The 8725-nt window shown below is 44.2% G+C and carries 8 protein-coding genes; 5 read left to right on the top strand and 3 right to left on the bottom strand.

What is annotated here, in order from left to right:
- The first annotated feature begins 513 nt into the window (after positions 1-513).
- Genes A142_RS25225 through A142_RS18040 form a run of 3 tightly spaced genes read left to right on the top strand, consistent with a single transcriptional unit; the run spans position 514 to position 3236 of the window.
- A complete protein-coding gene (locus A142_RS25225; RefSeq protein ID WP_004734203.1) occupies positions 514-735 on the top strand; it encodes a FeoA family protein in 222 nt (73 codons plus the stop codon).
- The gene (gene feoB / locus A142_RS18045) at positions 736-3009 is read left to right on the top strand and encodes a Fe(2+) transporter permease subunit FeoB (RefSeq protein WP_019826168.1); all 2274 of its coding nucleotides are present in this window, start codon (positions 736-738) and stop codon (positions 3007-3009) included. It begins immediately after the preceding gene.
- Positions 3006-3236 carry a FeoC-like transcriptional regulator gene (locus A142_RS18040; protein ID WP_019826166.1) on the top strand — a complete coding sequence of 77 codons (231 nt, stop codon included), beginning with the start codon at positions 3006-3008 and terminating at the stop codon, positions 3234-3236. The genes feoB and A142_RS18040 overlap by 4 nt, the downstream gene beginning before the upstream one ends.
- A gap of 130 nt (positions 3237-3366) precedes the next feature.
- On the opposite strand, the gene A142_RS18035 is transcribed toward A142_RS18040, so the two are convergent.
- Both A142_RS18035 and argS read right to left on the bottom strand, forming a co-directional pair.
- Positions 3367-3795: an HIT family protein gene (locus A142_RS18035; protein WP_019826164.1), complete on the bottom strand. Its 429-nt coding sequence runs from the start codon at positions 3793-3795 to the stop codon at positions 3367-3369.
- A gap of 524 nt (positions 3796-4319) precedes the next feature.
- On the bottom strand, positions 4320-6053 hold the full coding sequence (gene argS, locus A142_RS18030; protein WP_017063415.1) for an arginine--tRNA ligase: 1734 nt from the start codon (positions 6051-6053) through the stop codon (positions 4320-4322).
- A 347-nt stretch (positions 6054-6400) separates the two neighbouring features.
- Here argS and A142_RS18025 point away from each other — a divergent pair, with 347 nt between their 5' ends.
- Positions 6401-6997 (top strand): VOC family protein, encoded by a 597-nt coding sequence (locus A142_RS18025; protein ID WP_019826161.1) that lies wholly within the window; start codon positions 6401-6403, stop codon positions 6995-6997.
- 289 nt (positions 6998-7286) lie between these two features.
- Here the strand turns inward: A142_RS18025 and purU are convergent, their stop codons facing one another.
- A complete protein-coding gene (purU, locus tag A142_RS18020; RefSeq protein ID WP_029405706.1) occupies positions 7287-8120 on the bottom strand; it encodes a formyltetrahydrofolate deformylase in 834 nt (277 codons plus the stop codon).
- Positions 8121-8401: 281 nt separating this feature from the next.
- Here purU and A142_RS18015 point away from each other — a divergent pair, with 281 nt between their 5' ends.
- Complete coding sequence (locus A142_RS18015; protein ID WP_029405705.1) at positions 8402-8602, top strand: hypothetical protein; 201 nt, start codon at positions 8402-8404, stop codon at positions 8600-8602.
- Positions 8603-8725 lie beyond the last annotated feature (123 nt).

Genomic DNA, 8725 nt, shown 5'->3' with positions numbered 1-8725 from the left:
GAGATAGAGATAGAGATAGAGATAGAGATAAAAAGGGTTAGGGCTGCAGTAAGTTTGCTAGGGGTATAACGAGGAAGAAAAAAAATATCGTGGTATAGCCGGGGGGACTATACCACGGGTGCCAATGACACCTTCGCTTGCTGCCGGAGTGATATAGCAAAGCCATATCACCTCTGGAATAAAATTAAAGAGAAGTAGTTTCTCTTCGATGGAGTAACTATACGTCCAGCCACTTATTTTACTTATAAAATTAACGACAGATGCCTATGAGAAAACCGACATTATCTTAAGTGGTTGATAAATAATAACTTGTTTTTGGTGGGGAGGATTTGTACTAGTGAGGTGGTTCTCGCTAGTTGTTGAAAGTAACGTTTTTGACGTAAACGTTTTTAACGAAATTTACGAGTATGTATTTTCGAAAACATTGATTTCACGCAATAGAATTGTGGGTATGTATGTGTATCATAGCGTTAATAACAATCTTTCTCATTATCAGTCACGAATTGGGTACTTATGAAACTCTCACAACTAGAGCAAGGAAAGGCGGCTTCTATTGTTGCACTAACAGGTTTAACACCAGACGTAAGGAAGAAACTTATGGTCATGGGTATGTTGCCAAAAACCGAGGTGACGCTTATCCGCCGTGCACCTATGGGTGATCCGCTTCAAGTTGAAGTGAGAGGTGTTTCTATCGCCATTCGTGAAAGCATTGCAGAACAAATCGAGGTTATCTAAATGGATTATCAAGTTCTTACCGTTGGTAACCCGAATAGTGGTAAAACAACACTGTTCAACGCACTGACTGGTGCTAAGCAGCACGTTGGTAATTGGGTTGGTGTCACTGTTGAAAAGAAGACGGGTTTATACTCGCACGCTGGTGATCAGTTTCAACTAACGGATTTACCGGGTATCTACGCACTAGACAGTGGTAATGATGCGAACAGCATCGATGAGTCTATCGCGTCTCGCGCTGTTTTAACTCACCCAGCAGATGTGATCATCAATGTTGTCGACGCTAGCTGTCTAGAACGAAGCTTATACATGACATTACAACTACGTGAGTTGGGTCGCCCAATGATCGTTGTGTTGAACAAAATGGATGTATTGAAGCGCGAACGTCAGGTGATTAACCTTAAAGCACTTGAGAAAGAGCTAGGTTGCCCAGTTCTAAGCTTGTCTGCAAACGATAAAGGTCAAGTTGTTCGCTTTAAAGAGCGTCTGCATAAACTGCTTGTTCAAGGTGTGAGCCTTGACCCTATCTCTATTGATTACGATGCCGCGTTAGAAGCTCTTATCCCTTCTGTTGAGTCACAATTTGATGATGCTGACGTATCTCACCGAGCGCTCGCGATTCGTGCTTTAGAAAATGATTACTTGGTATTGAATGGACTGGCTCCACAAACTCGCACTCAAATTGATAGCGTGCGTCTTGGTGCCGATTTCGATATTGACCTTGCTGTTGCTGACGCTAAATACACTTTCTTACATGACCTTTGTAAACGTGTTCGTCGCAGCGAAGGCAAACTAAGCCGTAACTTTACAGAGAAAGCAGACCAATTCATTTTGAACAAATGGGTCGGTATTCCTTTCTTCTTCGTCATCATGTACCTAATGTTCATGTTCTCTATCAATATCGGTAGTGCGTTTATCGACTTCTTTGACATTGGTGTTGGGGCAATATTAGTTGATGGTGGACACCACTTATTAGATGGCCATTTACCAGTTTGGTTAGTTACTGTACTTGCTGATGGTATTGGTGGTGGTATTCAAACAGTTGCGACCTTTATTCCTGTTATCGCAGCGCTTTACCTATTCTTAGCGGTACTAGAAAGTTCAGGCTACATGGCTCGTGCTGCATTCGTACTTGATAAAGTGATGCAGAAGATTGGTTTACCGGGTAAAGCATTTGTCCCACTTGTACTGGGCTTTGGTTGTAACGTGCCTTCAATCATGGCAACTCGTACTCTTGACCAAGAGCGCGAACGTAAATTGGCAGCATCAATGGCGCCGTTTATGTCATGTGGTGCTCGTTTACCGGTATACGCACTGTTCGCAGCGGCGTTCTTCCCAGGCGCGGGTCAAAACGTAGTATTCGCTCTGTACATCATGGGTATCGTTGCTTCTGTATTTACGGGGCTTTTCCTGAAAAACACGATCTACCCAGGTAGCAGCGATAGCTTAGTGATGGAAATGCCAGATTACGAATTGCCGACAGTGCAAAACGTAATGTTGAAAACTTGGCAGAAGCTGAAGCGTTTCGTACTTGGTGCAGGTAAAACAATCGTGATGGTTGTGGCTATTCTTAGCTTCCTAAACTCTCTAGGTATGGACGGTAGCTTTGGTAACGAAGATAGCGAAAACTCAGTACTGTCTAGAGCAGCTCAAGTTGTAACACCTGTATTCCAACCAATTGGTATTACTGAAGAGAACTGGCCTGCAACGGTTGGTATCATCACAGGTATTTTCGCTAAAGAAGCCGTTGTTGGTACATTAAATAGCCTATATACAACGCCTTCTGATGAAGAAGCAACTGAGTTTGACTTAGCAGCAAGCCTGCAAGAAGCGGTAATGACGATCCCTGAAAACCTAGCCGGATTGAGCTACTCAGATCCATTAGGTATTGAAGTTGGCGACTTGTCTGACTCTAATTCTGTAGCAGCTGACCAAGAAGTCGATACATCTATCTTTGGTAACTTGAAAGACAAGTTTGTATCTGGTCATGCGGCATTCGCTTACTTGATTCTTATCCTGCTTTACACGCCTTGTGTGGCCGCGATGGGTGCTTATGTTCGTGAATTTGGTCAGACGTTTGCACGCTTCATCGCGGTTTGGACGATGGCTCTTGGTTACTTTGGTGCGACTTTCTACTACCAAGCGGCAAACTTTGCTGTGCATCCTGTGACAAGTGCAGTATGGATGGTGGCGATTGCTGGTGGTTTTGTGGTGACGTATCGCGTCTTCAAGAAAGTGGGTAGTAAGCAGAAAGTACTAGAGGTGCAAGTAGTATGATTTTAACTGAACTTCATCAATACATTGATAGCCACGGCGTTGCGGCTCGTAAAGAGCTCGCTGCAAAGTTTGGCATGAGTGAAGATGGCGTCGATGCGATGCTGAGTGTTTGGGTCAAGAAAGGGAAAGTTTCTCGCTTGGTCGATACGAATAAGCATGGTCATACAATGCGTATTCGCTATACCATCAGCAAACAAGATGGTTTGTCGCTTAACGTGATGATGTAGTTCGGTCTTCAGGCTCTCGTTGAAAAAGGCGAGATTAGAAAATGACAAAGCCGCTTATCTAAGATGAGCGGCTTTGTCATGTGTCTTTTCTGAACTATCTTGCTTTAAAGCTCAATGAGATGAACTCGAATTACACTTTCTTGAAGATAGAGCTCAGTGACAGAACGTTTTGGATACGAGTCAGGATAGCGGCTTGATCTTCTTCACTGCGCTGTTCGCCTTTTGTATTGCCCCATACTGGGCCAGGCCAAGCAATGTCGTTTTTGAAGCGTGCAATATGGTGGATGTGCAGTTGTGGCACCATATTACCCAGCGCACCAAGGTTCAATTTGTCTGGTTGGAACGTGGCTTCTAGTGCTTGGCTTACCGCCTGAGATTCATGTAGGAACTGCTGTTGCTCTTTCATTGGTAAGTGGTGCAACTCTTTTAGGTTGGCACGTTTTGGTACCAAGATAACCCAAGGCACTGCGTTGTCTTTGTGTAGCAGGGCTAAGCTCAGTGGAAATTCGCCGATAAGTGTGGTGTCTTTCGCAAGTTGCGGGTGAAGTTCGAAGCTCATGATCTTTCCAATTAATTGTTTTACATGAGTATAAGGGCGGAGTTTGAATGTGGCTAGGGCTTACGTTCTCAATAAGCAGATTCCCTATCACGTTCGTGCCTCACTGTAGGGAATGACGTTTGAGGAAGTGATGGTGTATTGCTTTGCTAGTGTTACGCGCCTAGAGGTGGATTCTCAATGACGTTGGTTCTTCACTAAAGGAAGTGACGATTGGAGAGAGTGATAACGAATTGGTTTTCTGTTGTTACGTGTTTTAGGGGATTGCCTATCATGTTTGTCCCTCACTGTAGGGAATGATGGTTGGGGAAAGTAACAACGATTTGGTGTGGTTTGATGGCGCATCATTGATGCTGTCTTGGACTCACTACACCTATTCTCGTCATCTCCTAGAGCGAAGAAGGAGCGTAATAGGAGATCTCTTGCGTTTAGGTTAGCTAATCGTATAAATAATCGAGTAAACAAACCTCCAGATAAAACAAAAGGTTGACGCTTTCACGCCAACCTTTTCTCGAATCTCGAATCGCTTACATGCGCTCTAGAGTGTCGATACCTAGAAGCGATAGACCTTGCTTGATCGTCTTCGCTGTTAGTGCAGCAAGCTTCAGACGGCTCTGCTTAACAGCTTCGTCCTCAGCAACTAGGATAGGGCACGCTTCGTAGAAGCTAGAGAATTGACCAGCTAGTTCGAACAGGTAGCTACACATGATGTGTGGTTGACCTTCACGAGCAACAGACTGAACTGCTTCTTCAAACTGTAGAAGTTTCGCGATAAGTGCTTTCTCTTTCTCTTCAGTGATTTTGATTTCACCTTCAAGAGAGTCCATAGAAATGCCAGCTTTAGCAAATACAGAAGCAACACGAGTGTATGCGTACTGCATGTATGGTGCTGTGTTGCCTTCGAATGCAAGCATGTTGTCCCAATCGAACACGTAGTCAGTAGTACGGTGCTTAGAAAGGTCTGCGTACTTAACTGCTGCCATAGCAACTGTGTTCGCGATCGCTTTCTTCTCGTCTTCTGCTAGTTCTGGGTTCTTAGATTCGATCAGCTGCGCTGCACGAACTTCGGCTTCATCCAGAAGATCAGCAAGACGAACAGTACCGCCTGCACGAGTCTTGAATGGCTTACCGTCTTTACCTAGCATCATGCCGAACGCGTGGTGCTCAAGAGAAACAGATTCTGGGATGTAACCTGCTTTACGAACGATAGTCCAAGCTTGCATTAGGTGTTGGTGCTGACGTGAGTCGATGAAGTAAAGCACGCGGTCTGCGCCTAGTTCTTCAAAACGGTATTTTGCACAAGCGATATCTGTTGTTGTGTAAAGGAAGCCGCCGTCACGTTTCTGGATGATAACGCCCATTGGGTCGCCATCTTTGTTCTTGTATTCGTCTAGGAATACAACTTGTGCGCCATCATCTTCTTTTGCAAGACCTTGCTCTTTTAGGTCAGCAACGATAGTTGGAAGCATGTGGTTGTACATGCTTTCGCCCATTACGTCATCGCGTGTTAGAGACACGTTTAGGCGATCGTAGTTGCGTTGGTTTTGAATCATTGTTACGTCAACAAGCTTCTTCCACATCTCTGCGCAGAACTCGTCGCCGCTTTGCAGTTTAACAACGTAGCCACGTGCTTTAACTGCGAACTCTTCGTCTTCATCGTAAAGCTTTTTAGATTCACGGTAGAAGCCTTCAAGGTCAGCAAGCTCCATTGAAACTTCGCCAGACTCAGCCTGAACGCGCTCAAGGTTTGCGATAAGCATACCAAATTGAGTACCCCAGTCACCGATGTGGTTAGCACGGATAACGTTGTGGCCTAGGAATTCAAGAGTACGAACTACCGCATCACCGATGATCGTTGAACGTAGGTGACCAACGTGCATCTCTTTCGCAACGTTTGGCGCAGAGTAATCCGCAACAATTGTTTGTGTTTCTGCTACTGCAACACCAAGGCGAGAATCAGCCAATGCTGCGTCTGCTTGTTGTGCTAGGAAAGCTTCATCTAAGAAGATGTTAAGGAAACCTGGGCCTGCGATTTCTACTTTAGAAGCGATACCGTCTAGGTTTAGAACGTCCAATACTTTTTGAGCAAATTCTCGAGGATTAGTGCCTAGTCGCTTAGCAACGCCCATAACGCCGTTTGCTTGGTAGTCACCAAATTGTGGTTTTGCAGATTGGCGAACAGCCGCAGGAGAGCCTGCAGGTGCGCCAGCGGCTTCTAGAGCCTGAGATACTTTGTCATTAATAAGTGCTTGGATATTCACACGCGTTTCCTTCAATTCAAGGATGATAAGAGTGGCCGTTATTTCGAGGTCATTAAATTGGTTAATTATGCGTCTAGTTAACGATTTAATGCCGAAATGAACAACAGACACTGTTTAAGTTCACAAAAATGGCGTTAATCATACCAATTTTGTGGGGTTTCTTATAGGTCGAATTGATAGAAAATTAACATTTCCTGAGTGGTTTTTGACAATCGACTTTTAGCAAGACGCGTTTGCATGTTTAAGGAGCAGAAAGAACATACTTATTGAGTGTTTTTTGTAAAAGCAACGCTTGTTGCAAAAGGCAAAACTGATAACATGCAGCCATTATTTGGAGAACACAGACAATGATGATGAGCCTGAAGCAAGCTGAACTAGAACCACAACAAATGATCGCCCGCCTTGATACCTTTATGGCAAAAATCGAGAACCTAGGAAATACATTAGGTTTGGATTTAAGCTTTGCTCAAGCGGATCATATTGCGCTGCGAATCAATGACACTGAGCTAGCGAAATCTGCGCATCAAGCGTGGTCTGAATACGGCTCTACGATTTCAGAGGCGATGATTAATGGTCGTCCAATTGTGGTGTTGGCTTTCGATGAACCCTTGCAAAGCCTTGGCTGGAAAATTGAATGTTTGGAGCTGCCATATCCAGCAGAAGGTAAGATTTACCCAAGCCAAGACTGGGAACATGTAGAGTTTGTGATTCCTTCTCATGCCCAAACGGCTGATGAGTATCTAGCGGATCTTAAAGAAACTTACCCGCAGTTCGCTGCTAACTTTGAAACGCTGGCTGAGCAAGGTATTAAGATCAAACTCTCTAGTCCGAAAGGCGAGGGGGAACGCTTGAATAACCCAACAGTGGCTTTTAAACATCAAGGGATTTGCATCAAGCTGCACCCACACTCACTTAAGCGTATTGTTGAATCTGAACAGGCTTAATTTGAGTAGAGAGTTGCTAGAAAAAGATTCCTGAACTCGCCTAGGCTCGTCGGAATGACGGATGTGGGCTAGGCTTGTGCCTTACAATCATTCGGTTTGAGTGGATTGTTTCCGAGCCATAGTTTTTGCTAGCTAGAGAACGACGTCATTCCCGATAGCGACGAAGGAGCGTAGTCGGGAATCTCTTAAAGTTACCCTGAACATTAAATATAAAAAAACGCGCAGTGGGTTAACCCTATTGCGCGTTTTTTATTGGATTCTAGCTGGAAGTCGAACTTAAATTAGCAACTTATAGAATCACAGTCTTGTTGCCGTAAACAAACACGTGATCATTGATCACCTTGTTTAGCGCCTTACTCAATACGTTCTTCTCTACGTCACGACCGGCTTGCGCCATGTCTTTCGCGCTGAAGTTGTGATCGACAGGGATAACATCTTGCTTGATGATCGGACCTTCATCCAAATCATTCGTCACAAAGTGTGCCGTTGCGCCAATGATCTTCACGCCGCGCTCATACGCTTGTTGGTATGGCTTCGCGCCAATAAATGCTGGCAAGAAGCTGTGGTGGATATTGATGATCTTGTGGTTGTACTTTTCAACAAACCCTGGAGTAAGCACTCGCATGTATTTAGCCAAAACAAGGTAATCCGCCTCGTATTGGTCAATCACTTCTAGCATCTTCTTCTCATGTTCTTCACGGTTTAACCCTTCGTGAGAAACATAGTGGTAAGGGATGTCAAAACGCTCGGTTAGGCTTTGAAGAATGTCATAGTTGCCAACTACTGCTGCGATTTCAACGTCTAAGCTGCCATCGAAGTTCTTCATTAGAATGTCGCCAAGGCAGTGCGCCTCTTTGGTCACGAGTATCACAACACGCTTGCGAGACGAATCAACAAGTTTACGTTTCGTATTTGGTGGCAGGGCTTGGTCCAAATCGGCAAGCAAGGTTTCATCATTGAAATACCCTTCAAGCTCGGTGCGCATAAAGAAGTGGCCACTTGTGTTATCTACGAACTCATTGTTGTGAATAATATTGAGTTGGTGCTTATAACAAATGTTGGTGATCTTAGAGATGAGGCCCGGGGCATCAGTACAATGTGTTAGTAAAGTTTTTCTTTCCATTTGCATCTTACTTCCGTGAAATATTTTTATTCTTCAAATTAAATGCAGGCCGTCGAACGGTGAACTGAGCCGCAATATCACCGTTATAATTAATCTATTATCAAGTTGGTTTCAACAAATTCTGCTGCTCATTTATCGCTTTGATAAATTGTTTGATGTGGAAATATCAGTTTTTAGATAAGAAAACAGGCAGAAGCTTCATTTTTAAAGTTTTGACCGTAGTACGCATTTGAACTTCAACCGAGGCATTTACGCCTTGGCCCAAAATAGAGGTGGTACTTATGGGTAAAGAGTTACTAGCAAAAAAACTGTACTGCCAGCGAGTGAATTCATTGGTGGGTGGTACGGAGTTAGATGGTAATGTTCTAGATGAAATGTGGGAAAGCAAGACCTCGCCAACCGATGTGGTGAAGGCCATGCAACCTTGTGATAACCATTTTGAAGGCGCCTCTTGGTTGTCACGTTACCTAAGTCGAAAATAAAAATGACTCTCTAATTCTTACTTCTTCAGTTCTTACCTTTAAGGTAACTCAAGTCACGTCAAACTAAACCAAACACCTCCGGTGCGAAGTCATTCTTGATTCGCGCCGGCTCACTAAACCTGC

The organism is Vibrio splendidus 12E03 (assembly GCF_000272105.2).
Classification (GTDB): domain Bacteria; phylum Pseudomonadota; class Gammaproteobacteria; order Enterobacterales; family Vibrionaceae; genus Vibrio; species Vibrio splendidus_I.
Note: the sequence above shows the minus strand (reverse complement) of the source record. Positions and strands in the feature narration are given on the sequence as shown.